Source organism: Agrobacterium sp. lyk4-40-TYG-31, from assembly GCF_030209855.1.
Taxonomy (GTDB): Bacteria; Pseudomonadota; Alphaproteobacteria; order Rhizobiales; family Rhizobiaceae; genus Agrobacterium; species Agrobacterium vaccinii.
In genome coordinates, this window is the sequence record NZ_JARVRE010000005.1 from 480,565 (window position 1) to 505,769 (window position 25,205).

Below are 25,205 nucleotides of genomic sequence, written 5' to 3' on the forward strand. Positions count from 1 at the left end.
CATATGCTCTTGCGCGAGCCTATCGGAGCGGTCGTGATAAGTGAGACCGCTCCCGCCAAGATCAATCTTGCCCTGCATGTGACGGGCCAGCGGGCTGACGGGTATCATCTGCTTGAATCGCTTGTGGTATTTACGCAAGCGGGTGACCTGGTCGAGATCAGCGATGCCGAAAGCGATGGCTTCGCGATTTCCGGCCCCTTCGCCGATGTGCTGAAAGAGGCTAATCCGGCCAGCAATCTCGTGCTGAAGGCGCGGGATCTGTTGAGAGCGGCGGCAGGCGTCAGCGCCACGCCCGTCTTCATCCACCTGCATAAAAATCTGCCCGTCGCCTCCGGTATCGGTGGCGGTTCTGCCGATGCAGCCGCGACCCTGCGCGCTTTGATGACCCATTGGGGTGTTGCGCCGGACCATTCCGCCCTCGTGGAGATCAGCCTCCAGCTGGGCGCAGATGTGCCGATGTGCCTTGCCAGCAAGCCGCTGATTGCGCGCGGCATTGGCGAAGACATCGAGATCGTCGAGGATATGCCGACCCTGCACCTCGTTCTCGTCAATCCCTTGAAAGGTGTTTCGACGCCTGAGGTGTTCAAGCATCTGGCCAACAAGAACAATCCACCGCTCATTCAGCGCGGCGACGAGGATTGGCTGAGTTTCATCGCGCAAAGCCGCAACGATCTGGAACCACCGGCGCGGACCCGTCTTGCCGAGATTGGCGAAGCCTCCACTCTGCTGGCGCAGACCGGAGCGGCGCTGGTGCGCATGTCCGGCTCCGGCGCCACCTGTTTCGGACTTTATGCCACGGCAGAAGACGCACAATCTGCCGCAGTTTTTCTTCGCCAACAGCGGCCCGGCTGGTATGTTCAGGCCACGAGAACCGTATCGGAACCTGCCTCATGAATGGCGAAAGAGCCTTTATTCCCGTCGGCATCGCGGTGTTGACCGTCTCCGACACCCGCACACCGGCTGACGACAAATCCGGCGATACGCTGGTTGCGCGCATCGCGGAGGCGGGTCACCGGCTGGTAGACCGTGCCATCGTGGCGGATGACAAGGCGGCTATCGAGGAACAAGTGCGCAGCTGGACGCTGTCCGATGAGATCGATGTGGTCATCACCACAGGCGGCACCGGTTTTACCGGTCGCGACGTGACACCCGAGGCGCTGGAGCCGATGTTCGAGAAACGCATGGATGGCTTTTCGTCCGTGTTTCACCGCATTTCCTATGACAAGATCGGCACATCGACGATCCAGTCGCGCGCGACCGCTGGACTTGCCAATTCCACTTTCATCTTCGTGCTGCCCGGTTCTCCCGGCGCCTGCAAGGATGCGTGGGACGGCATTCTGAAGGCGCAGCTGGACTACCGCCACCTGCCCTGCAATTTCGTGGAAATCATGCCGCGTCTGGACGAGCATCTGAAGCGCGGCAAGGCGCAAGGCTGACTATCGCGCTGCGCGCAGCACCCATGAAGGAATAAGCTCGGCGCTCAAGCGGCGGGTCTTCTGCGATTTCGGGAAATGGTCGAGCGGCATGCCGGATTTGGCAATCGACAAAGCTTCCTGCTTGCGCAGCAACAGGCCATATTCCAGCGGCGGTTTACGGCCGATGAATCGTGACAGAAACGACGGGCGATAGTGGCGCGATGGCGCAAAGCGTGCGGGCAGTTTGCTCAGCGCCATATATTCGCTGATGTCAGCGATCCAGCCGCTTTGCGGGCGGCTGCCCGGCTCCATCATCAAAATCCACTCGCCGCGCGCCGAGCCGATGATATCCCTGATGTCCCATTGCGTATGAAACCGGCATCCGGCGGCTTCGGCCACACGTTCCGAGCCGTCGCTGGAGGCATGATCCAGCACGATGACGTCACTGATCAGCCCTTCCACGGCGCCCGAGACGAGCGTGGCGAGGGTGTGAGCAAGCTCCGGCTCCTGATCCCGGCATTCCATGATGACTGTCAGCATATGTCTATCAGCGTGTGATCCCCTAGAAGCGATAAAACAGAAAGCGCGCGAAGCCACAAGATTTCATCGATCAAATTCCTATCGCAATGCAAAACAAATTACCATCGCGCGTTTTTAACATTTTGTTCTTGTCTTGTTCTCATTTCTGCGATAGGAATCGGGGCATCCAACAAGCCGGTTCGTGCCGGTCAGGAGCATCCAGATGAGACAACATGTGCTTTCGGGGCAGGCTGCATTCCAGCCAGGCCATACGCCAGATATTGCCAATGCGCTGGCCGATGCATCGGGTCTGCGGATCGAGATCGACCGTCGTCGCGGGCGTGGTGCGGGCATCAATCCGGGTGGCCGCTTCGAGACCTTACAGCACGAGCCTGTCGATGATGGCTGGCAGATCATCGAGGAACTGCCGGAGTTTCGTACCGAAGTGCAGGTGGAAAAGCCGCGCACGATCATCAGCCGCAACGATTCGCCTGATATTCCCTTCGACCGATCCGTCAATCCCTATCGCGGATGCGAGCATGGCTGCATCTATTGTTTCGCAAGGCCCAGCCACAGCTATATGGGCCTGTCTGCGGGGCTGGATTTCGAGGCCAAGCTGTTTGCCAAGCCGGATGCCGCAAAGCTTCTGGAACGGGAGCTGGGCAAGCCGGGATACAAGGCGCGCGTCATCGCCATCGGCACCAATACCGATCCCTACCAGCCGATCGAGCGGGAATGGCGCATCATGCGGCAAATCCTCGAAGTGCTGGCAAAAGCCGAGCATCCGGTTGCCATCGTTACCAAGTCGGGTCTGATTACCCGCGACATCGACATTCTCGCCCCGATGGCGGCCAAGGGCCTGGTGAAGGTCGGTATTTCCGTGACGACGCTGGATCGCAAGCTGGCCCGCAGCATGGAGCCACGCGCTGCGACGCCCACCAAGCGGCTGGAAGCCATCAAGACGCTGACGGAGGCTGGTATTCCCGTCGCCGTGATGATGGCGCCGGTTATCCCAGCACTCAACGACCACGAGATCGAGCGGGTGCTGGAGGCCGGAAAGGCAGCCGGTGCAACGGAAGCATCATACGTGCTGCTGCGGCTTCCGCTGGAGGTCAGTCCGCTGTTTCGGGAGTGGCTGCTGCGCAATTATCCGCACCGCTATCAGCACGTCATGTCACTGGTGCGCTCCATGCGCGATGGCAAGGACTATGACGCCGAATTTGGCAAGCGCATGAAGGGCGCTGGTCCCTATGCCTGGCAAATCGGCCGTCGCTTCGAGATGACGACCAAGAGGCTGGGGCTCGTGCGCCGTGGCCTCCACCTTCGGGATGACCTGTTCGTCGCACCGGGAGGTGCAGGCGTGCAACTCTCGCTGCTTTGATATCACAGACGTCCGGCTGCTGCCCTGTGGGCCAGCCGGACGCTCAGAAATACCCCTAGCGTCTATGCCCTGCGCTATGGGTTGCGCCCCCGGCATCTGCCGCCTCGCATGGGTCTGCTCTTTCCGCCCCGATTGGAAGAGCTTTGGAGGTCATGAGACCTCATGCACCAGCCCTCCGCCCCGTGGGCTGGCGCAAACACCCTGCGTCCGGGGGCTTGCAGGAGATCGGTTGCCTGTGCGAGTTTCGCCAAATGAAACGAAACACAGCACCCGATTCTCCTGCGCTCTTCGACTTCACCGAAACAGGTCCCGATTTCAGTCTGGAACTTGAGGCGAAGCGGCGTGGCGAATGGCCGGTTGCCGGAACGGATGAGGCCGGGCGCGGCCCCTTGGCCGGGCCTGTGGTTGCCGCAGCCGTCATTCTCGACCCGGACAATATTCCAGAAGGTCTCAACGATTCGAAGAAGCTTTCGAAAGCACGTCGGGAGTTTCTGTTCGAGCGCATTTTGGAAACGTCGCAGGTCTCGATCGCGTCATCAGGCCCGGTTCTCATCGACCGGATGAACATTCTGCGCGCCAGTCTGGATGCGATGCGCAGGGCCGTGCTCGGCCTGGAAACGACACCCGCGCTGGTTCTGGCCGATGGCCGTGATATTCCGCCGGGTATCGGGTGTGCCGGTAAGGCCGTGATCAAAGGCGACGCTCGATCCGTTTCGATTGCCGCCGCCTCCATCATCGCAAAAGTCACGCGTGATAGAATGATGGAAAGAGCCGGGTCGATCCATATCGTCTATGGTTTCGAAGCCCATGCAGGCTATGGCACGCCGACGCATCTGCGTGCCATCGAGGCAAATGGCCCCTGCCCTCTGCACCGCATGAGCTTTCGTCCCATGCGCGTCGAGTAAGCGGGAGCCTCGGCTTTAGCCAGCAAGCCTCATCTCGTATCCATCGCGCCGCTGCCCGTAGGAATTCGAGCCGGTCAGCTGGAACTGTTGCAGCAATGTCCGCAGCTTATCGCTTTCGCTGGCGAGTGCCGATGTGGCCGACGTGGTCTCCTCGACCATGGCTGCGTTCTGCTGGGTCGTCTGGTCCATCTGGTTGACGGCATTGTTGACTTCAACAAGCCCTGTCGACTGTTCCTGTGACGACGAGGCGATCGCGGTCATATGCTGGTTCATGACGGTCACGTGCTGCTCGATGGTCTTCAGGGCATCGCCAGTCTGGCGCACCAGATTGACACCGTTTTCCACTTCGACCGACGATTTTCCGATCAGTTCCTTGATCTCCTTGGCGGCCTTGGCGGAGCGCTGAGCCAGTTCGCGCACCTCCTGCGCAACAACCGCAAAGCCCTTGCCTGCCTCACCCGCACGGGCAGCTTCGACACCGGCGTTCAGCGCCAGCAGATTGGTCTGGAAGGCGATCTCATCGATGACGACGATGATGTTGGAGATCTGGCCGGAGGATTGCTCGATACGGTGCATGGCGTCCACCGCAGTCGCAACAACCTCACCGGAAACCTTGGCCGCGCGGTTGGCTTCCGTTGCAGCTCCGCGCGCTTCCTGAACACGCTTGGTGGAGTTGGCCACATTCACCGTGATTTCATCGAGTGCTGCTGCCGTTTCCTCCAGCGTTGCGGCCTGCTGCTCGGTGCGCTTGGAAAGCTCGACGGAAGCACCAGCAATTTCGCGGGTCCCATTGTTCATAGTGTCGATGGAATGAGAAATCTCTGCCATCGTGCCGCCCAGCTGCTTGAGCGAACGGTTGAAGTCCTGCCGCAACGTCTCAAAATCCGGTGCGAAGGCGTCGTTGAGCTGGAAGGCGAGATCACCGGATGCAAGCCGTCGCAAGCCATCCGCGAGGCCAGCCGTGGCGATCTGCAACCGCGCCTGCGCATCGGCTTCGGCCTTCTGCTGCGTTGCTATACGATCCTGTTCGGCCTGCTGGCGGTTCGTTTCGGCCTGAAGCTCAAGACGCTTGTTCTCGATTGCCGCGAGGCGGAAGACATCAACGGCTTCCGCCATGGCGCCGATCTCGTCCTTGCGTCCACGCGCAGGCACGGTGATCTCGGTGTCGCCATCGGACAGGCGGCGCATCACATCCGTCATGCGGACCAATGGTCGGGCCAGATGCATATTGCCGAAGAGTGCGGCACCTGCGCCGATGGCGAGCGCCACGGCCAGAGAGATGTAGTTGAGCGTGGCGGCATCTTCGGCGATCGCGGTGGTGTTTTCGCCCTCCTGGCGGACATCGGCCTCCATATCGCTGACGGTGTCCTTGAGCATTGCGTTTGCGGCGGTGTAGTCAGCCAATGAGGGCCCAACAAACCGCGCCCGCGCCTCGTCCAGGTTCCCGCTTTTCAACAGGGCTGTGACGTCGTTCCAGCCATTTTCGGCAATCTTCCATTTCGCCACGAAATCCAGAAAGAGCTTTTTGTCCAGCTCATCGACCAGATAGTCCTGATATTTGACGAAATCACCTTCGAGTGCGGCCCGTGATGTCCCCATCTGCGCTTCGAACTGCGGCCACTTGTCGGCTGCTGAACTCACGATCGAGCTCTGGATATTTCTGATGTTGCCGACTTCGGTGCTGATCTCGCCAATCAATATGAAGGCCGGAACGCGGTCGCCGACGATCGTGTCGATCCCGCCCCTGATCTGCTGGAGCGACGAAATCGAAAACGTTCCCTGCACACCTGCCACCAGCAGCATGATGCCAGAGAGGGCTGCAAGTACGACACCAATGGATATTTTCATATTACGTCCCCCGTCGGGATGTGCCTGACCTGCTGCATCGATCCACACGGTCTCTCTGCCAAAGCAGATCACCCGGATCGAGAAAGGCTAGAACATCGAAACTTAGATTATACTGTTGAGCAGAAGCGCAATTACGCAGCTGATATAACAATACAATGTGTTGTCATGATTGAAATTTGATTAAATTTTGAATGATCGAGTGTGGCGCGCGAGAGAAACTTTATAAAATTCGAATTCTTGCAGATATAAGCAAGTGTAATGGACATGTGCGTCCACTCCCGACCGCCCGTGCTTCCCTCAGGTGGATTTTATTCCGACTATTGACTGACTGTCCTATAGAGGGGTCGTCTGGACTGCCGCTGATAGTGCCTAGACAAAAGAAAAACCCCGCCAATCGATTGGCGGGGTTCAAAATTTTCGACGTCGTCTGTCGCCAGACGACAATGATGCGAAATCTTAGTTGAGGCGTGTCTTCACGTCGCTGACAGCGGCGTTGAACAGCTTGGCACTCGAAGCGGCTGTCGTCTTTTGAGCGATCAGCTTTTCGGACGCTGCAATAGCCAAATCGACGGCGGCGGCACGAACGGCGCCGATGGCGTCGGTTTCTGCCTGCTTGATCTTCTGTTCGGACAGTGCGTTGCGGCGCGCGACGAATTCTTCCGTCTTGACCTTGGCTTCCGCTGTCAGCGCTGCTGCTTCACGTTCAGCCGCAGCAATGATGTTGGCAGCGTCTGCTTCGGCTTCCTTGCGCTTGCGCTGATATTCGGCCAGCAGGTGCTGAGCCTCTTCACGCAGGCGCTTGGCTTCCGCCAGCTCTTCCTTGATGTTGCCCGCACGCTCATCGAGCGAGCTTGCCAGCATGCCAGGAACCTTCAGGTAGGCGATCAGGACGAAGAAAAGGATGAGACCGACGAGGGCGAAAAATGTTGCATCGAACGCCATATCAAGCCCCCTTTACTGCTGATGCGGCTGATACAGCTGCCTTGGCATCGGTTTCGGTGACCTTGGCGCCGATCAGTTGATCAACGATTGCGGTCGCGGTTTCCTCAGCAATCGTGCCGACATCGGCAAATGCCTGCTGCTTGATGCTGTCGATGCGCGCTTCGGCAGCGGTCAGCTTCTGGGCCAACTCGGCTTCGATGGCGGCGCGATCTGCATCGGCCTTTGTCTTTGCAGCGTCACGCGCAGCGGCGGCGATGGAGCCAGCCTTGGCGCGCGCAGCAGCCAATTCTTTTTCATAGGTTTCGATGGCGGCATCTGCTTCGGCCTTGAGCCGGGATGCTTCATCCAGATCCTGTGCGATACGGCCATGGCGGTCTTCGAGAATTCCGCCGACGCGTGGCACGATGACCTTCTTCATGAGCACGTAGAAAAGGCCGAACGAAATTGCCAGCCAGAGAAGCTGGGATGCGTAAGTGGACTGATCGAACGGTGGGAACACAGCAGATGCGTGACCGGCATCATGTGCCACTCCCGTTTCCGTATGCGTTGCTTCCGGGGCGGTCTGACCGACAGCCGGAGTTCCGGTATTCGTTTCACTTGTCGCCGGTGCTGACTGGGCCAAAGCCTCGGTCACGAACATGCTCACCTCCAGGGGTAGTGCAAATGCGAAGGATCACGGCACGCTGCTGCGAGCCGTGATCCAAACCTGATGCTGTTATTAGACAGCGAACAGGAGAAGGAGAGCTACGAGCAGCGAGAAGATGCCCAGAGCTTCCGTAACGGCGAAGCCGAATACCAGACGGCCGAACTGGCTGTCAGCGGCAGACGGGTTGCGCAGTGCGCCCGACAAGAAATCGCCGAAGATACGGCCGAGAGCGAGGGACGTACCAGCCATGCCGAGGCATGCGAGACCTGCGCCGATGTACTTTGCTGCTTCCGCTTCCATGTTAAGCTCCTTAGAATGGTTGTTGCGGCTATTTTTGACACCCGTCCTCCGGGGCCAGCGACTTTACTTCTCAGTGACCGCCATGCACGGCGTCGTTCAGGTACATGCAAGTCAGTACCGCGAAGACGTATGCCTGCAGGAAGGCGACGAGAAATTCCAGACCGGTCATTGCGACCGTCATGATGAGTGGCAGGATTGCGCCACCGATACCAAGCGCGCCGAGGGCACCCATGGAAGCGACGAAGCCTGAGAAAACCTTCAGCGTGATGTGACCGGCCAGCATGTTCGCAAAGAGACGAACCGACAGGCTGATGGGACGCGACAGGAAAGAGATGATTTCGATCGATGACACAAGCGGCAGAAGAACCGCCGGAACACCCTGCGGCGCGAAAATGCCAAGGAAGTGCAGGCCATGCTTATAGAAACCGTAAACGACGACCGTTCCGATGACCAGGCACGACAGTGCGAATGTCACGATGATCTGGCTGGTGACCGTGAAGAAATACGGGAACATGCCGAGAAGGTTTGCGGTCAGAACGAACATGAACAGCGAGAAGACGAATGGAAAGAACACCATTCCCTTCTTGCCAGCGCCTTCGCGCAGCATCGACGCGATGAATTCGTACGACATTTCGGCAACGGACTGCATGCGGCCAGGGATCAAGCCGCGGTTCGACGTTGCGAAATAGAGGAAGCCGGAAGCAGCAGCAACCGTAGCGACCATGAAGAGAGATGCATTGGTGAACGAAAAATCCACGCCACCGATCTCAATCGGGATGATCGGCTGTACAATGAACTGATGCGTCGGATCGTTTGCCACCGGCTGCCCTCTTTACCTTTTGCCGCAGATAGCGGCACTTTATTTCTATAGAAGCGAAGCGATTACTCGCCCTGCTTACCACTCTTGTCTTTCCCCAACCCGCCTTCGAGAAGCGGCGGCTTGGCAACCACTCCGGCGGAACGCAGAACGTTCAGCACACCGGCACAGAAACCGAGAAGAAGAAGAACGATCATCCCCCACGGCGACGTACCAGCAAAATGGTCCAGAAGATAACCCAGCATCGCACCGACGATAACTGCGGAAATGAACTCGGAAGAGAGCTTGATCGCCATCGCAAAACCCTTCCGGGTCTCCGCTGCATTCTGCTCCGTCCGCTGTTCCGCGTCGTCTTCCGCCTTCACCTTTGCCAATTCGTTGGCCAGGCGCTTGCGGCGCTCATCCAGACTATCGTTACGGTTGCCGGTCATCGTCAAATCCCACCCTTTGTCTCCATACTGGCATTGCCAGAACTCTTTGGAGTTGTAAACGGCAGGGCTTCAAGCCTGTTCCAGCCCGCTCTGAAGTCGCGCGCAACATAGTTTTAGGGACTTCGCTAGTCAAGGCACTGATGGCCCTCAGCGGAATACAAAATTGTGCATTGAAAACAATTGGTTATTTGATATTCGCGGATTATTGGCGTCACAGCCGCGCAGAATCGGCAATTTTGACACGGTTATCCCGTGGAAAAGGCCGGAATATCAGCTCCAGCCGCCGCCATAGGTGCGGTAGAAGACGTGCAGGCCGATTCTACCAACCTTTTTCATGGATTTTCCCCATGCAGGGCGAACATAGACGGCATGGTAGTGCGTCGCGGAGCCGACTTCCTTCAGCCAGATCTTGCCAGCCGTCGTGGCAAGAGCCACTTCACGGGCCATTTTCCAGTGACGTTCGGAATTGATGCGGTCCTTTATATTGTCGCAGGCGAAAGAAAACTGGCAACGATTGCGCCAATCCTGGTTCTGGTAGACGACGCCACAGATGGTTTTGGGATAGGACGGGTTGCGCACGCGGTTCAAAATGACCTGCGCGACCGCCGCCTGACCTTTCACCGATTCGCCGCGTGCCTCGAAATAGATGCCAGAGGACAGACACTGCTGCTCGGCTGCGGAGAAAACCTCTGCCGGAAGCGGGGTCGCCGCCCAGGCATGATCGTCTGCGGCGATCTGGGGAATGAAGCGGCCCGTCTCAGGCTTCTTCAAAATCGCATCGAAGGGCGATTCGCGGGCGAAATCCGGTTCGGCCGGGGCATAGGCGGTGGCCAGAATGTCGGGTGTGCGATTGGTGATCAACTCTGCCACCATCGGCGAGACATTCTTCTCGCTCTTGGTTTCGTCACGGCGGAAATAGAAGGACGCCAGTTCGATGTCCTTTTCCTTCTTCTGCTTGACGAAGGCCGTGCGGTCCTTGCGCTTCAGCGGCTCGATGTCCAGCATGCTGGTACGTTGCAGGACAGACCCCGCCGTGAAGGCTTTCGGCGGCTGCATGATTTCGGTGGCGACCACCCTGCCCTTTTTGCTGGCGCGGTTGACGCGGTCTGCATCCGGCGTGCTTTCCTTGCCGCTCTTGGCGGTGACGAAGGCAACCTTGCGGCCATCGGGCGTGATCATTCCGGCACCGGTCAGTGCCGAGGCAGGATCGGCTTCGCTGAATGCAAGCGATGCGCTGTGAACGGAACCGGCGGGTGAGTTGGTCAGCACCATGCGCCACTGTTCGCCCCCGGCATCGAGACCGGCAAGCAAGGATGCCAGATCGGCCCGTGCTGCAAGGGAGGGAAAGGCAAGCCATGCGGCCATGCCGAAGATGACAGGGGATGCCCATTTCTCATACGAGAAGAAGAACCCGCGACGCGATACTTTCTTTGAACGCAAAACCAGCACTCCGGACACAACGCAACTCACTGCTACAGGACCGGATAATCTCTCATTAACCTTGATGCTTGGTTAACGCCGGGGCCAGACGCGGTTTCACGTTAACGTGTACCGGAAGCAAAAACGCCACCCGGCTTGGCAGGGTGGCGTTTGAATGTTGCATATAAGAAGACAGCTCGTGTCAGATCACGACGTGGGAACCCAGCTCGACCACGCGGTTTGCGGGCAGACGGAAGTAATCCGATGGGTCTGCTGCCGTTTCGGCAAGCGCGATGAACAGCCGGTTCTGCCAGCCGGGCATGCCCGACTTCGGGTCCGGCACCAGCTTGCGACGACCGAGGTAGAAGGATGTCGACATGATATCGAACTTGTACCCGGTGCGGCGCAGATAGCCCAAGGCCTGCGTCACGTTTTGCGTTTCCATGAAGCCGAAATGCAGTTCGACCACGACGAAACGTTCGCTGACCTTGGTGATGGTGTAGCGCCTGTCTGCGTGAATGCGCGGCGTGTCTTCGGTTCTGATCGTGAGGATGACATTCTTGTCGTGCAGGACGTGGTTATGCTTGAGGTTATGCAGCAGTGCGGCAGGTGCTGTCTCCGGGTCGCCGGTCAGGAAGATCGCCGTGCCGGGAATGCGAACCGGCGCATGGGCGCTTTCTTTTTCAACTGACGATACGAAGGCCTTCAACGGAACGTCGGTGCGGCGGGTCTTGGCGAACAGGATTTTCGAACCGCGCTGCCATGTCGTCATGATGATGACGAAAGCGACAGCCAGCAGCACAGGAACGTAGCCGCCATCGTGAATCTTCAGAAGGTTTGCGCCGAGGAAGATCAGTTCCAGCGAAATGAACGGGAAGATCACCAGCATCGCCAGGGATTTCGACCATTTCCAGTGGCTGCGTGCAAACTGGAAGAACAGCAGGCTGGTGACGACCATCGCGCCGGTGACGGAAATGCCGTAGGCCGTTGCCAGCGCATCGGAGCTTTTGAAGGTCAGCACCAAGGCAACCACGCCGATCAGCAGGATGGTATTGACCGATGGCAGATAGATTTGCCCGGTATTGGTTTCCGAGGTGAACAGGATTTCCATGCGCGGCAGATAGCCAAGGTGGATAGCCTGACGCACCAGCGAGAACGCGCCCGTTATGACGGCCTGGCTTGCGATGATGGTGGCCGCCGTTGCGAGAATAACCGCAGGCAGCAGAGCCCATTGCGGGAACATCAGATAGAACGGGTTGGCTGCGGCGGCGGGGTCCTTGAGAACCAGCGCGCCCTGCCCGAGATAATTGAGAGTGAGGGCCGGAAATACCAGCACGAACCAGGCCCACTGGATGGGTCTGCGTCCGAAATGGCCGAGGTCGGCGTAAAGTGCTTCGGCACCGGTAATGGTCAGGAAGACCGCACCCAGAACCACGATGCCATAGAAGCCTTCCGCCAGCAGAAACTCCACAGCGTGGACGGGGTTGAAGGCAAAGAGAATGCTGTAATCATCGGAGATGTGCATCAGTCCGGTGAGGCCCATGACGAGGAACCAGACGGCGGTAATGGGTCCGAAAAACTTCGCAACGACTTCCGTGCCGTGGGACTGGATGGCGAAAAGCCCGACCAGAATGAAGACGGAAATGGGAATGATGAACTCATCCATCTGCGGCGTGACGAGCTTCAACCCCTCCACCGCCGATAGCACCGAGAGCGCAGGCGTGATCATCGCGTCACCCAGAAACAGAGCGGCACCGATGAGGCCGAGCATGATCAGTACGCCGCGCTTGGCACCTGCATTTTTCATCAGCAAGGCCAAAAGCGACAGTGTGCCGCCTTCGCCATCATTGTCGGCGCGCAGCAGGAAACAGATGTATTTGATGGTGACGATGATGGTGAGGGCCCAGATCATCAGCGAGATAAGGCCGATGACCTCCGCTTCCGTCAGGCCATCGTGCGAGATCGGCTTCAGCGCCTCGCGAAAAGCGTAGAGCGGACTGGTACCGATATCGCCGTAGACGACGCCGATCGAACCCAGCATTGCCGCAAACAGGCCCTTCATGCGGTGATCACCCGCTTCCGGCTTGTCGTGGCTTTCCTTATCCAAGGCATGAGACATGGTGTTTCTGACCCTTTAGAGCCAGCCCTTCCAACGGAAAATGATGAACGGAATGATGGCCGATATGAGCATGATGAAAACTGCCAATGGATACCCATAGGACCACTGCAACTCCGGCATGACCTGAAAGTTCATTCCGTAAACGGATGCCACGAGCGTTGGCGGCAAAAAGACGACCGACGCGATGGAGAATATCTTGATAATGGCATTCTGCTCGACATTGATAATGCCGAGCGACGCATCCAGCAGAAACGTCAGATTGCCTGAAATAAAGGACGCATGCTCCGACAGGGACTGAATGTCGCGTCCAATCGAGCGCCCTGTTTCCTTGGCTTCCTTGTCCTGCTGCACATTGGGTGTGGCTTGCAGGAAAGATTGCAGACGGGCAAGCGATGCCAGACTGTCACGCACCTTCGATATCAGGCGGTGATAGCCGGAGATATCGGCAAGCTTGTCTTCCAGATAACGCGGTGCCTTGCGTTTGCTGCGCGCCTGCTCACCGAAAATTCCGGCAGCGACCGTATCGATGCGAATGACGGAGGTTTCGAGAATTTCTGCCGTGCGGTCCACGATCGTTTCGAGAAGCTTCAACAGCAGCGCCGTACCGCTGCGCATTTCATGCGGAACACGGGTGATGGCGGCGATGAAGAGGTTGAAGGATTTCGGTTCGGCGTAGCGGATCGTGACCAGCCGCTTGCCCGCCAGAATGAAAGCGACATCGGTCAGGCGCGGATCTTTGCTATCTGCATTCCAGACCAGCGAACCCGTCATAAAGACATTGCCGTCTTCGACATAAAGACGGCTTGATGGTTCGATATCTTTCAAATCTTCACGGGTGGGCAACTCGACGCCGAGCATTTTCTCGACACGTATTTCTTCGGCCCGGTCGGGATTGATGAGGTCGATCCAGACAATATCATCCGAAATCTGCAGGACCGATGGGTCCGCCGACAGGCTGATTGCCTCGCAATTCGAGCGATAGGCCTTGATCAATCAGTTTCTCCGGTCAGCACACCGACAAATGCCGGAAGGCTGCTCTAACACATCATGTGTGGCTTCCGCAAACGCCCAGAATGAACGGCGGATCAAACGGCGCGGCCTATGCTCTTTATGCCCGCAATAATCAAGGAGTATTTTTCAGGGTCGCCATGCAACCAATGTGGAATGGCTGTTTCATCGGCGTAGTTTCGTTGATCGTCTCCCAACCATGGATACGTCAAAAAATCGCGTATAACGCATATGTATCAATTGGTTGAACATTAAAACAAGCGCGCATTAGATTCCCGTAAAACCAGAAATCCAACTGTAGGCTCTACTTAAACGCGGCGCTGTCAAGCCGTGCGAAAGACCGAGTGCTATGCGCAGCACGCATCGATTATCTTGCGATTAGTCGAAAACGATGCGGGGAGCGGGCCTGCGCAGACCGGCGCCGATCTGGGTCCACACCCCTTGCGCGATGTCGCGGTAAATCTTCGCCTGCGGCCCGTCTGGCTCGGCCACGACCACGGGTGTTCCTGCGTCCGACAGCTCACGGATGGAGATGGTGAGCGGCACTTCGCCAAGGAAGGGAACGCCGATGCGTTCTGCTTCCGCCCGCGCGCCGCCATGGCCGAAGATATCATAGCGTGCTCCGGTATCGGGCGCGATGAAGTAGCTCATGTTTTCGATGACGCCGAGAAGCGGCACCTCGACCTTCTTGAACATGGTGATGCCCTTGCGCGCATCGATCAAGGCCATATCCTGTGGCGTGGACACGATGACAGCCCCTGCCAGAGGCACCTGCTGGGCGATAGTCAGTTGCGCATCGCCGGTGCCGGGTGGCATGTCCAGCACGAGAACGTCGAGTTCTCCCCAGGCAACTTCGCGCAGCATCTGCATCAGCGCCGATTGCACCATCGGCCCGCGCCAGATCATCGCGGCTTCCTCATCCACCAGAAAACCCATGGACATGACCTTCAGGCCATAATTTTCCATTGGAATGATGGTGCGGCCTTCGCCCTGTTGCGGACGACCGGAAAGCTTGAGCAACCGGGGCAGCGATGGGCCGTAAATATCCGCATCCAGAATGCCCACGCGCAGTCCCAGCGTCTGTAGCCCCAAGGCCAGATTGACCGCCGTGGTGGATTTTCCGACGCCGCCCTTGCCGGATGCGACGGCAATGATGGCGCCAATGCCGGGAACGCCTGCCTTGGTGCGCGCTGGCTGGCCGGGCGGTGGTGGCGAAGGTTGGGCTTTCGAAGCGGGGCGCTGGGTCTGGGATGCGCCGGGTTTGCGGTCTGCCGTCAGGGCGACCATGGCGGCCTTGACGCCGGGCACGGCGAGTGCCGCTTTTTCCGCTGCCAGCCGCAAGGGCTCCATATCATCGGCCTGATCTGCGGGAACGGTGATGGAAAAAAAGGCTTTGCCATCCGCAATGAAGATTTCGGACACCATGCCGAGCGCGACGATGCTTTTATCGCTGCCGGGATAGATGACGCCTTCCAGCGCCTGTTCGATCTGCTTCTTGTCGGCCTGTGTCATGTCGTTTTCCATACGCTTGGCATCCGCAGGCTCTCCATAACCAAGTGCTGCGGTTTCGCCAATGATAAAGCGTAAGTGGGGACGTTTGGCCGCAATATCGACACAGGCGGCATCACGGATCGGTCTTGGCGTCGAATTTCTCGGGGTCGAAGATACGCCCATCGAAAAAGGCATCTGGTCCCAAAACGAGACCGGAGCGTGATGCGCCGACATGGACCGGCACCTGCAACGTGCCCTCCTGCTTCATGTTGGCCGATGGCACGGGGGCGAAGATGGGACGCACGGCCTTTCTGAAAATATCCGGGCGATAGGCGCTGGCGGCGGCGTCGTAGGCCTTTGCATTTGTGGCGAATTCTGCGGGGCAGTCGTTCCAGTGCAGCATCTGGCTGAAGAACCACAATGCCTGGCTCTGCCACGGAAAATTCGCCGCCTTGCCGCTGGTGGAAAAGAAGCCGGGGCACTCCAGCATGCGGGCGGGTGAGTGCGAGATAAAACCGGTCAGCGCGGGTAGGATAAGCTCGCCGTCCATATCCAGATACTGCGGCGATGCCAGGATGCCTGCTAGTTCCTCGATATTGGCGTGGCTGGAGCACCATTCCCCCGAATGGTAGAGCGCACGCAGCAGTGCTTCCAGTGTGGCCGGCTCGGCGTCAGCCCATTCGCGTGAAACGGCGAGCACTTTTTCCGGCGCGTTCTGCCAGATGTGGGATTTCGTGGTGACGATGCGCGCCGTGCCACGCAGAACCGCAGTGGTGCCGTAGGGTTCGGAACCGTAGAAACCGTCGATCTCGCCTGCTTCGAGCATTTGCGGCATGTCGGCAGGGGGGACTTCGACCAGGGTGAAATCCTGACCGGCGCTGAGACGGGCGCTATCCAGCAGGTATCGCAACTCGAACACCGAAACCGCCAGATGATGCTCCACCCCGAACACCAGCGGCTTTAGCCGGGCCGACTGTCGGGACGCAGCCACGCGGGCCACAGCGCGGGCCAAGGTGCCGGGATCAGGGATTTTCATGCCCTGCTCCGCCAGATCATCGTGCAATTCCTGCGAAACCACGAATGCGGCGCCGCCGGTGGCAAGGATAAAGGGCGCGATGAGGTCGGGTGGAAGGTCTGGCACGCCAAGCGCACTGGCAACGGGCAAGGAGGCGGAAAGATGGAGGCCCTGGAGGTCACCGCTGCGCCATTCGGTCAGCAAATCCTGCACGGAAGGCTTTTTCAGCAATGTCAGAGATATGCCTTCGTCAGCGGCAAAGCCCTTTTCGACAGCAACAATAAGGACCGCGCTATCCACCGTGGGAGAAAACCCGGCCTTGAAGCTTTTCGAAGCTGCCAAACGAATCTCCTCTGCCGCCAGCTCCTATGAGAATTGCGCACGTTTGAGCATATCACAATCGAAAAATCGAAAATATTCCTATTTTATCAAGCCCACACGCAGCGCTTTTGCGACGGCCTGGGTGCGGTTGACCGTATCGAGCTTCTTGGTTGCGCGATTGAGGTAGTGATTGACCGTATGTTCCGACAAGGAAAGGATGTCGGCGATCTCAGCGCTGGTCTTTCCGGCTGCCGTCCAGTTCAGACAGTCGATCTCCCGATCGGTCAGCGTGCCGGGAATGCGCGTATCGAGGCTGCGGACATAGGCGAGACGGCTGTAGACATGGGCCGAGACATAGGCGATTTCCGCAATGCATTTCGGCCCCAGCTTGATGTTTTCGCCGTGAAACGAAATCGCGCCCCTTTGGCCGGTGCTGTCCTGAACAGGACACCATAGCGACATGGTCATTTCGAACCGTGCGAAGAGCTCAACGATCGTTTTCGCACGGGCTTCCTCATGCCCGGCTTTCAAGAAGGAAGGATCGACGAGGAACGGCGTGCATGACTGCTTCAATGTGCGCATCACATTGCTGCGAGGAAGCAGGCCCTCATGATCATACTGGTGTAGCAATTCGGCGGGCCAGTTGTTGATGACGGTGTATTGCGACAGCTCCAAAGCGATGTGGCTTGGCAGATTGACCACCATGAAGGCCTTGAAATCCCAGGCCTCGGTCAACCTCTTGAGAAACCGGAAAATGTCGAATTGGGTGTTGAGTTCGGCGACTTCCTGCGCGCATTCGGCACCGGGATGAGAATAGGTTGAAATCTCTGGTTTCAGCATTGGCGTCGTCTTTACGGATAGACTTATATTAAAAATATTCAGTATCAGAAGAATGATCTGGCATGAATATCAATGTATCAATTTTTTGCAAACAAAAGTTGTTGGTAACATTAATCACACTTTTGTCTGATGAATATTGTTATTGTACATTAGTAAGTCATATCTGTTTGCTATTCCTGCGACGGGGGCAAGCGTACCATCAAATCACGAGAAATATTCTGCGCGGCGTCGCGAACGATGCCCGCCCAACTCTCAAGCCGCTCACGGGTTAATCTATAGGCCGGGCCTGTCACGGAAATGGCGGCGTGAATGCGCCGTCCCGGTGCCGGTACAGGCACGGCGATGCACTGGATACCGGTTTCATGCTCCTCAAGATCGAAGCCATAACCGTACATGCGTATATCTGCAACCTGATGTTTCAGTTTTATTGCAGATGTGATCGTGTTGGCCGTATAGGGGTGGAAGGAGATCGACGCCAGCGTCTCATCCAGTTCCGCCGCCCCGAGCAGCGAGAGCGCAGCCTTGCCCACGCCGGTGCAATAGGCTGGGGAAACGCGACCGATCTGGGAGTGCATCCGCACTGCATGCTTGCCATCGATCTTGTCGAGGTAGACGATCTCGGCACCGCGCAACACGCCGAGATGGACGGATTCCTGCGTCTTCTCGTGCAGGAGCCGCAGATGCGGCAGCGCCACCGAGCGCACATCATTTCCGCTCCAGGCCTGCGAGGCGAAAGTGAGCAGACGCAGACCCGCAACATAGGTCTGGTCGCAGCGCTGTTCCAGCAGCCCTTCTTCCATCAGATGCGCGAGTTGGCGGTGCAGCGTGCCACGTGGCTGGCCGCAGCGCTGAAGAATATCCGTGAAGCGCAGCGGTTGCGGTGACATCACGACCAGTTCCAGCAAGGATATGGCCTTGCCCAGCGTACCGGTCGTGCTCTCGCCGGTTTTATCGTTTCGAGCGGCCATGCTATTCTCCACGTGCGCAATTGCCGCGCTTGACATTGCGCTGGCAGCGAGGGCACTATTCCGTTAAATGAAACTTAGTTCCAAATAATGGAACTTGCAATCCTCACCGGGTGTCATGTTGCAGGAAAATTCCGAAACGCTTTCCGAATTTGCCGATCAGGGCGTTCTGATCACCGGCGGCAGTTCCGGCATCGGCGCGTCGCTGGTCGCAGCCTTTGCAGAGCGCGGCGCGAAAGTCGCTTTCATCGATATCGATGACACCGCAGGAAAAGAGCTTTCCGAAACGCTGTCGGCACGGACGAAGCACCCCGTATCCTTCATCAAGGCCGATCTTCGCGACCAGTCGCAGCTGGCAAAAGCCGTGACGGAGGCTGCGCAGGCGACTGGTGGCATCAAAGTGCTGATCAACAACGCCGCCTGGGATGACCGGCACGATATCGACACCGTTACCAGCGACTACTGGGATGCAAACCATGCGGTCAATCTAAAGCCGGTCTTCTTCGTCACGCAGGCGACCCTGCCCTATTTGCGCAGGGAGAAGGGTGCTTCGATCATCAATTTCTCGTCTATATCCTATCTTCTGAACATGGGCGAATTGCCTGCCTATACTGCTGCCAAGGCGGGTATCATCGGGTTGACAAAGAGCCTTTCCGGTCGGCTGGGGGCGGAAAACATTCGCGTCAATGCCATTCTGCCCGGCATGATCGTGACCGAACGGCAAAAGGCGCTTTGGTTGACCGATGATTCGATCACCCAGACCGTTGCGCGCCAGTGCCTCAAGCGCGCGCTGACGGCAGGCGACATCGTCGGCCCCTGCCTATTTCTGGCCTCGTCGGCATCCGCCGCCATGACGGCCCAAACAATCATCATCGATGGAGGTCTTTTATAATGTCCGATGCCGCATTCGTTGCCGTGGACTGGGGTACGACCAGTTTCCGGCTCTGGCTGATCAGTTCATCCGGCGAGATCATTGGCGAGCGACGCAGCGCTGAAGGCATGACGACGGCCATGCGTACGGGCTTTTCAGAGGTGCTGGCATCACATCTCGAAGCGCTGGCCGCGCCTGCGGGCCTGCCTGTCATCGTCTGCGGCATGGCGGGTGCCCGTCAGGGCTGGGTGGAAGCCGGTTATGTCGATGTTCCCGCCGATCTTTCTGACGTGCTGAAAGGTGCTGTCCAGGTGCCGGGACAGGCAAGCGATGTCCGCATCCTGCCGGGCCTTGCCCAGCGCGCGGTCGAAACACCAGACGTGATGCGTGGCGAAGAGACCCAGTTGCTGGGCGCGCTGTCCGCAGATTACCGCACAGGCCAGCAACTGGTCTGCATGCCCGGCACCCATTCCAAATGGGTCAGCGTCAGCGATCTCAAGGTCACCGGCTTTTCCACCTTCATGACGGGCGAATTGTTCGACGTGATTTCGAAGCACTCCATTCTGTCGCACGCTGTGTCCGAGGCTGAAGCTTTTACCGGCGATCTCGCAGCTTTCCGTGCTGCCGTGATGGACGCCTATGCCAATCCGCAGATGGCGACCAACCGGTTGTTTACAGTTCGCTCCGGCCAGTTGCTGCATGGCCTTTCCGCAACCGATGCCAAGGCGAAACTGTCGGGCACCATGATCGGGCTGGAAATTGCCGGGGCCCATTCCACCGCACCGAAAGATGCCAAGGTCGTTCTCATCGCATCCGGTGCGCTGGGCGACCTTTACAAGGCTGCGTTCGACGCGCTCTCCATAGAATTCGTAACAATAGACGCCGATGAAGCCGTTCGCCGCGGGCTTGTCGCAGCCGCAAACGCCATTTGGCACTGAGGAAACAACACCATGCGTATTCCCTTCCCTTCCATGACATATCCGCTCGTCGCCATTTTGCGCGGCATCAGGCCTGAAGAAACCGATGGCATCGTCACCGCTCTCCTGGAAAGCGGCCTGCGCGCCATCGAAATCCCGCTGAACTCGCCTGACGCTTTCCGCTCTATCGAAATTGCCGCCAAGCTTGCACCTGAAGATGCGCTGATCGGCGCTGGCACGGTGCTGACGGTGGAAGATGTCGCAAAGCTCGATGCTGCCGGGGGCAGGCTAATGGTCAGCCCGAATGTGGATGTCGATGTCATCACTGCCGCCCGCGAAAAGGGCATGGTCACCATGCCGGGCGTATTGACGCCGACGGAAGCGCTGCTTGCGCTGAAAGCCGGTGCGACCGGGCTGAAGTTTTTCCCGGCAAGCGTTCTGGGGCCATCCGGCATCAGCGCCATCAGAGCCATTCTGCCCAAGGATACGCTGGTCGCGGCTGTCGGTGGCGTTTCGGACAAAAACTTCACCGATTACACCAGCATCGGTGTGACGGCCTTCGGCCTCGGCACCAGCCTTTACAAGCCCGGCATGACGGCGGACGATGTGCGTCAGCGCGCAGTCACCACCGTCAAGGCCTATGACGCCGCGATGGGAGGATAAGCGATGACAGATATCCATAAGTTTACGGGCAAGGTGCTGGACAAGGCCCAGATGACACTGGGGGAAGGCCCAAGCTTCGACCCAACCAACAACACGCTGTGCTGGCTGAACATTCTCGGCAAGGAGCTTCACGAACTCGACCTGGAGACGGACACCAAGACCGTTCACGCCCTGCCCTTCATGGCAAGCGTCGTGGCGCGTATCGATGAAAAACGGCAGTTGCTGGCAACGGACGACGGCCTTTTCATCCGTGACCGGGAGACGGGTGGCCTGTTCCTTCACGTCGATTTCGAACCGACCAAGCCCGGCAATCGATCCAACGACGGACGCGTGCACCCGAGCGGCGCGCTGTGGATTGGCACCATGGGCAGAAAGGCCGAAGAGGGCGCCGGTGCGATTTATCATGTGGCCAAGGGTGTGGTGACGACGCTGTTTGAAAACATCAGCATCAGCAACGCCATCTGCTTTTCACCTGATGGCGCGACAGGTTACTACGTCGACACCAAGGTCAACCGCATGATGCGCCTGCCGCTGGACCTGGCAACCGGCCTGCCAACCGGCAAAGCCGAGGTCTTCATCGATCAGGCTGGCGAAAAGGGTGGCATGGACGGCGCAGTCTGCGATGCGGAAGGTCACATCTGGAATGCCCGCTGGGGTGTTGGCGCAGTGGACCACTATTCGCCGCAGGGTCAACATCTCGCGCGCTACGAAGTGCCTGCCGTGCAGAGCACCTGCCCGGTCTTCTTCGGCGCATCGGCCAATCGCATCGGCGTAACCTCGGCCTGCGAAGGTCTTGACGACGACGTGATCAAGGCCAACCCGCTTTACGGCGCGACCTTCGATCTTGGTATCGAGGTCAAGGGCGTGCTGGACGCAGCGTACAAAGCTTAAGTTCGCGACTGATGCAGCAAGACTATCCTCGGGCGTGCCCCGGGGATATCGGTTCAGGGATGGCGACTGGCGGATGCGAGGTCGCGGTAGTTTTCCTGAAGGTAACGGTGGGTAGCGGCGGAATCCACCGGCCGGCCATAGAAATAGCCCTGGCCCATGGCGCAACCTAGGCTGCGCAGTTTCTCCGCCTCGCTCTTGTCTTCGATACCCTCTGCCACGACTTCCAGATCCAGCCCGTCACACATGGCAACGATGGCCTTGATGATGTGCTCCGAAGGACGGTCGGTACTGATGCGCGAGACGAAGGCGCGGTCGATCTTGACCTTATCGAAGGAGAAGTCGCGCAGGCGACCGAGGCTGGACTGCCCGGTGCCGAAATCATCCAGCGAAATCCTGATGCCGGCGTGCTGAAGTTCGGTCAGGATGCGCTGTGCGGTATCGGCGGATGTCATGACCGCCGTTTCGGTGATTTCCAGTTCGACGCGCCGCGGATCGAGCCCGACGCGCCGCAGAATGGAGAGAATGTTCTCGGCAGTGCCGGGGTCCATCAATTGCGCCGAGGAGAGATTGAAGGATAAAAACAGTTCCCGTGGCCAGGAGAGTGCCGCTTCTGCCGCCTTGCGCAGCAAGGTTTCAGAGAGCGCATCGATGAAGCCGCGCTCTTCCGCCAGAGGCACGAAGACGGCGGGCGACACAAAACCGAGATCGGGATCGTTCCAGCGCGCCAGTGCCTCGAAGCCGATGACCGTGGCATCGGTCAGGCGCACGATGGGCTGGAAATGCACATCGACGGAATCGCTGATGATGGCGTGGCGCAGCGCCTGTTCGAGCTGTGTTGCGTTTTTCATTTCCTGCGCAATTTCGCGCGAATAGACGGTGATCTGCCCACGCCCGCGTCGCTTCGAGCGATAAAGCGCTGTTTCGGCGCTCTTCAGCAAATCCTCGAAATCGTCGCCCGCGAAAGGGTAGATTGCAAAGCCGAAGGAGGAAGACAGACGCACATTGCGGTCTCCCAGATCGTACGGTGCCGACAGGACGTCCTTGATCATCTGGCCGACGCGTTCCGCCCCCGTTCGCTCGAAGACGAGTGGCAGGACGAAAGCGAACTCGTCGCCATCGTGACGGGTGACGATGGCACCATCCGGCACGCAGGCCTTCAAGCGGTGGGCGACCTGACAGAGAATCTCATCGCCCGCCTGCACGCCGAACAGATCGTTGATCGGCTTGAAGCCGTCGATATTGGCAACGCCGATGGTGAAAGGGGCAGGATCATTCGCCCGTTCCGTTGCCAGCATGCGGACCTTGTCGCGAAGCCGGTAGCGGTTTCCCAGACCCGTCAGCGGATCACTATAGGCCATGGCCTGCAACTCGTGCTGGCTCACCATCGGCGCATTGGGCTCAGGCGATTTCATTCGCGCATCCTGATCGGGGCATTGTGAGGAATTTTCGAGGTCGGCATGAATGATTCTTGCACCATCACTATCGCTGAACTCTACGAAATAGCTATTGATTTTGAGGGTAGAACCGCTCTTGGCGCAGCGATTTAACTGCGCACACGGGACTCCCGTTGTGGCATGTGTCGTTTGATAAGAGCATCCACCATATCGGGGCTGACGGGTTTCAGCAGCATATCATCCATGCCAGCGGCAAGGCAGGCCTGACGATCGCCTTCGAAAGCCAGGGACACGACGCCGATGATGGGCGTGCGCGCCCGCTGCGATCCCATCATATTGCGCAATCTGCGTGCGACTTCGAAGCCGTCGAGGTCCGGCAGGGTCGTATCCAGAAGGACAAAAGCGGGTTTTTCCTGCTCGTAAAGGTGAAGCGCATCCTTGCCCGTGGCGGCAATCCTGTAGCTCATGCCCAGGCTTTCCATGATCTGTGAAAAGACGATCTGGTTGATGTTGTTGTCCTCAACGACCAGAACGTCGAGCGTGGTTTTCTTCACGCTCGCGGGCGTGGCGCCGGTGGAAATTTCCCAGCCACCATCGCTTTCGGGGGAAGACAGCGCCTGGCTGGTGAGACGGAAATGACGGGTAATATGATGGATCAGTGCGCTTTCGAGCAGATAATCGTCTACCGCCACCGAATCCACGCCATAGGACTGCGAAAGGTCGAGGCACGCAATATCCAGTTGAACGTCAACGATCACGAGATCGACCTGCACCCCTGCGGATGCGGCGAATTCCATGAACGCTCTCTGCTCGGCCTGACTGGTGGCGACCGCACAGTCCACACCCACGGCCACCATTTTGCGCCGCGCAAATTCCCCCAACGTGGCGTTGGGCGTGACCAGCAGAATGCTGCGGCCCTTCAGTATCTGCGATGCCTGATGATGCTCGTCATCCACGTAGGACGAGGTCACGAAGGACATGTGTTCCAGCCCGCGAATGACACTCTTTCCATCCGTTCCGGCTGTCGAAAAGGCCGTGACATCATCCATGGTGGTGACGAGGAAATACCGACCAGGCTTGCCCACACGCTGTTTGCGCGTGATGACCAGAACCTCTTCGCCTGTCAGCCGCGTGACGCGTTCCGGGTAGATATCGGGCGTGCCGGTTGCCAGCACGTGACGGTCGATGGCATCGATGCGCGAGGCAAGCGGGTCGGAGTGGATATCGGAAACGGTGCGCCCAAGAATGAGATCGGCGGATGTTTCCAGAAGCGCGCAACCGGCTTTGTTGACAGCGACATAGGCCGTGCTGCGATCCTTGACGAAGACCGACAGCGGCAGCGTATCGAGAATTTCTTCCGTCAACTGTACCCGCTCGATATCCGAACGCCACTGCTCCTCGCGCTTCTTCTGCTCTGAAATGTCGGTGATGACGCAGATGCCGATGCCGGAGGGCATGCGCCGTTTCATCAAGCGCAACCAGCGATCACCAGCGATCTGTTCGACGGTTTCGGAGCGCTCTTTCCAGTGCGATGCCAGTTGCTCTGCAATCCAGTCTTCGCGCTCCACGCAATGGGGTGCGCAATCATCACCCGATGCCCGCTGGCAATCGTAGAGTGCGCCTAGAAAATCGCGCAGCCGGGTGCCAACGGCGAACTTGGTCTCACAAACGGCAAAGTGGTTCAGAACACGGCGACTCGCAAAAACGATATGATCGTCACGGTCATAGATGATCAGCGCGGAGGAGATCGCATCGCAAACGGCGTCGAACATGGCAGTCTGAATGTCTGCGCAAACCGACCCCACCTCCTTCATTGCAATTCCTCACACATACGTCTCAAGGCGATAATCACTCACAGCAAAAACCCGACCGATAGCCGCATGAAAATAGATAAATTATGAGACAGACGGGGTTGCGACTTGAAGCAGACCTTTTGCGTTATGTGACGGCCCCAGCTACCCGTCACACACCCTTGGCCACGCCGAAGGGACATCATGCTGCACTCATTTCAAGCTGAATGCACAGTAACTGCTTTACCTTAAAAGGCACTTAACATTGTCGTTTGCAAAAATTTAGCGGGACAACCA

24 protein-coding genes are annotated in these 25,205 nt (G+C 58.2%); 8 read left to right on the forward strand and 16 right to left on the reverse strand.

What is annotated here, in order from left to right; genetic code table 11:
* Positions 1–3 precede the first annotated feature (3 nt).
* Together QRN55_RS12735 and moaB are read left to right on the forward strand one after the other, a co-directional pair.
* The gene (locus QRN55_RS12735) at positions 4–894 is read left to right on the forward strand and encodes a 4-(cytidine 5'-diphospho)-2-C-methyl-D-erythritol kinase (protein ID WP_284776960.1); all 891 of its coding nucleotides are present in this window, start codon (positions 4–6) and stop codon (positions 892–894) included.
* Complete coding sequence (gene moaB, locus QRN55_RS12740; RefSeq protein ID WP_284776961.1) at positions 891–1,436, forward strand: molybdenum cofactor biosynthesis protein B; 546 nt, start codon at positions 891–893, stop codon at positions 1,434–1,436. The genes QRN55_RS12735 and moaB overlap by 4 nt, the downstream gene beginning before the upstream one ends.
* On the opposite strand, the gene QRN55_RS12745 is transcribed toward moaB, so the two are convergent.
* On the reverse strand, positions 1,437–1,955 hold the full coding sequence (locus QRN55_RS12745) for a glycosyltransferase family protein (RefSeq protein ID WP_284776962.1): 519 nt from the start codon (positions 1,953–1,955) through the stop codon (positions 1,437–1,439). It abuts the gene before it with no gap.
* A gap of 202 nt (positions 1,956–2,157) precedes the next feature.
* On the opposite strand from QRN55_RS12745, the gene QRN55_RS12750 reads away from it, so the two are divergent.
* Together QRN55_RS12750 and rnhB are read left to right on the forward strand one after the other, a co-directional pair.
* Positions 2,158–3,315, forward strand: coding sequence for a PA0069 family radical SAM protein (locus tag QRN55_RS12750; RefSeq protein ID WP_284776963.1), 1,158 nt, complete (start codon positions 2,158–2,160; stop codon positions 3,313–3,315).
* Between the two features lie 251 nt (positions 3,316–3,566).
* Positions 3,567–4,220 (forward strand): ribonuclease HII, encoded by a 654-nt coding sequence (gene rnhB / locus QRN55_RS12755; protein ID WP_284776964.1) that lies wholly within the window; start codon positions 3,567–3,569, stop codon positions 4,218–4,220.
* 15 nt (positions 4,221–4,235) lie between these two features.
* Here the strand turns inward: rnhB and QRN55_RS12760 are convergent, their stop codons facing one another.
* From QRN55_RS12760 to QRN55_RS12820, 13 genes are all read right to left on the reverse strand, one after another.
* Positions 4,236–6,068, reverse strand: a complete 1,833-nt coding sequence (locus tag QRN55_RS12760) for a HAMP domain-containing methyl-accepting chemotaxis protein (RefSeq protein ID WP_284776965.1) — start codon at positions 6,066–6,068, stop codon at positions 4,236–4,238.
* A gap of 456 nt (positions 6,069–6,524) precedes the next feature.
* Positions 6,525–7,010 (reverse strand): F0F1 ATP synthase subunit B, encoded by a 486-nt coding sequence (locus tag QRN55_RS12765; protein ID WP_111840964.1) that lies wholly within the window; start codon positions 7,008–7,010, stop codon positions 6,525–6,527.
* A 1-nt stretch (position 7,011) separates the two neighbouring features.
* Positions 7,012–7,650: a F0F1 ATP synthase subunit B gene (locus QRN55_RS12770; protein ID WP_111840963.1), complete on the reverse strand. Its 639-nt coding sequence runs from the start codon at positions 7,648–7,650 to the stop codon at positions 7,012–7,014.
* Between the two features lie 78 nt (positions 7,651–7,728).
* Complete coding sequence (locus QRN55_RS12775) at positions 7,729–7,956, reverse strand: F0F1 ATP synthase subunit C (protein WP_027673924.1); 228 nt, start codon at positions 7,954–7,956, stop codon at positions 7,729–7,731.
* A 70-nt stretch (positions 7,957–8,026) separates the two neighbouring features.
* Positions 8,027–8,776 carry a F0F1 ATP synthase subunit A gene (locus QRN55_RS12780; protein WP_111840962.1) on the reverse strand — a complete coding sequence of 250 codons (750 nt, stop codon included), beginning with the start codon at positions 8,774–8,776 and terminating at the stop codon, positions 8,027–8,029.
* Between the two features lie 62 nt (positions 8,777–8,838).
* Positions 8,839–9,204 (reverse strand): AtpZ/AtpI family protein, encoded by a 366-nt coding sequence (locus QRN55_RS12785; RefSeq protein WP_112501174.1) that lies wholly within the window; start codon positions 9,202–9,204, stop codon positions 8,839–8,841.
* Positions 9,205–9,474: 270 nt separating this feature from the next.
* The gene (locus tag QRN55_RS12790; RefSeq protein WP_431355641.1) at positions 9,475–10,644 is read right to left on the reverse strand and encodes a cell wall hydrolase; all 1,170 of its coding nucleotides are present in this window, start codon (positions 10,642–10,644) and stop codon (positions 9,475–9,477) included.
* A gap of 181 nt (positions 10,645–10,825) precedes the next feature.
* Entirely contained in the window at positions 10,826–12,730 is a 1,905-nt protein-coding gene (locus tag QRN55_RS12795; protein WP_502871324.1) for a potassium transporter Kup, read from the reverse strand.
* 27 nt (positions 12,731–12,757) lie between these two features.
* Positions 12,758–13,735, reverse strand: a complete 978-nt coding sequence (locus QRN55_RS12800) for a magnesium transporter CorA family protein (RefSeq protein WP_284776966.1) — start codon at positions 13,733–13,735, stop codon at positions 12,758–12,760.
* 393 nt (positions 13,736–14,128) lie between these two features.
* A complete protein-coding gene (locus QRN55_RS12805) occupies positions 14,129–15,262 on the reverse strand; it encodes an Mrp/NBP35 family ATP-binding protein (RefSeq protein WP_284777175.1) in 1,134 nt (377 codons plus the stop codon).
* Positions 15,263–15,374: 112 nt separating this feature from the next.
* On the reverse strand, positions 15,375–16,598 hold the full coding sequence (locus QRN55_RS12810) for a CmpA/NrtA family ABC transporter substrate-binding protein (RefSeq protein WP_284776967.1): 1,224 nt from the start codon (positions 16,596–16,598) through the stop codon (positions 15,375–15,377).
* A 78-nt stretch (positions 16,599–16,676) separates the two neighbouring features.
* On the reverse strand, positions 16,677–17,417 hold the full coding sequence (locus QRN55_RS12815; RefSeq protein WP_284776968.1) for a helix-turn-helix transcriptional regulator: 741 nt from the start codon (positions 17,415–17,417) through the stop codon (positions 16,677–16,679).
* Positions 17,418–17,587: 170 nt separating this feature from the next.
* Positions 17,588–18,385, reverse strand: coding sequence for an IclR family transcriptional regulator (locus tag QRN55_RS12820; RefSeq protein ID WP_284776969.1), 798 nt, complete (start codon positions 18,383–18,385; stop codon positions 17,588–17,590).
* 115 nt (positions 18,386–18,500) lie between these two features.
* Between QRN55_RS12820 and QRN55_RS12825 the strand changes: the two genes are divergently transcribed.
* From QRN55_RS12825 to QRN55_RS12840, 4 genes are read left to right on the forward strand one after another with little or no spacing between them, the layout of a single operon-like run.
* Entirely contained in the window at positions 18,501–19,274 is a 774-nt protein-coding gene (locus QRN55_RS12825) for an SDR family NAD(P)-dependent oxidoreductase (RefSeq protein WP_502871314.1), read from the forward strand.
* Positions 19,274–20,191: a 2-dehydro-3-deoxygalactonokinase gene (locus QRN55_RS12830; RefSeq protein WP_284776971.1), complete on the forward strand. Its 918-nt coding sequence runs from the start codon at positions 19,274–19,276 to the stop codon at positions 20,189–20,191. Before QRN55_RS12825 ends, QRN55_RS12830 begins: the two co-directional genes overlap by 1 nt.
* 12 nt (positions 20,192–20,203) lie before the next feature.
* On the forward strand, positions 20,204–20,833 hold the full coding sequence (locus QRN55_RS12835) for a 2-dehydro-3-deoxy-6-phosphogalactonate aldolase (protein WP_284776972.1): 630 nt from the start codon (positions 20,204–20,206) through the stop codon (positions 20,831–20,833).
* Between the two features lie 3 nt (positions 20,834–20,836).
* Positions 20,837–21,724, forward strand: a complete 888-nt coding sequence (locus tag QRN55_RS12840; protein ID WP_284776973.1) for an SMP-30/gluconolactonase/LRE family protein — start codon at positions 20,837–20,839, stop codon at positions 21,722–21,724.
* 53 nt (positions 21,725–21,777) lie between these two features.
* Here QRN55_RS12840 and QRN55_RS12845 read toward each other — a convergent pair whose 3' ends face one another.
* Positions 21,778–23,136, reverse strand: a complete 1,359-nt coding sequence (locus QRN55_RS12845; protein ID WP_111840951.1) for a putative bifunctional diguanylate cyclase/phosphodiesterase — start codon at positions 23,134–23,136, stop codon at positions 21,778–21,780.
* A gap of 131 nt (positions 23,137–23,267) precedes the next feature.
* On the reverse strand, positions 23,268–24,932 hold the full coding sequence (locus QRN55_RS12850) for a response regulator (RefSeq protein WP_284776974.1): 1,665 nt from the start codon (positions 24,930–24,932) through the stop codon (positions 23,268–23,270).
* Positions 24,933–25,205: the final 273 nt, after the last annotated feature.